We start from the raw sequence: 248 nt of genomic DNA on the forward strand, positions 1-248 counted from the left end.
CTCGAGCAGGACGCCGACATGGTGATCCTGCTCCACCGTGAGAGCGCATACGAGAAAGACAACCCTCGCGCGGGAGAAGCCGACCTCATCGTCGCGAAGCACCGTAACGGTCCCACCCGCACGGTGACCGTTGCTTTCCACGGTCACTACTCGCGGTTCGCCGACCTGGCGCCTGCCTGACCCATCACACGCCCCCGACACTCGACGTCGAGGCACCGGGCCGGGGCGACTTCTACGCGGCGTAGACT

General features: G+C 66.1%; 1 protein-coding gene. It reads left to right on the forward strand.

What is annotated here, in order from left to right:
• A partial coding sequence (locus tag AAEY78_RS14430; RefSeq protein ID WP_352340127.1) for a DnaB-like helicase C-terminal domain-containing protein occupies positions 1-180 on the forward strand: 180 nt, incomplete at its 5' end.
• Positions 181-248 lie beyond the last annotated feature (68 nt).

The organism is Psychrobacter sp. 16-MNA-CIBAN-0192, assembly GCF_040309565.1.
Taxonomy (GTDB): domain Bacteria; phylum Pseudomonadota; class Gammaproteobacteria; order Pseudomonadales; family Moraxellaceae; genus Psychrobacter.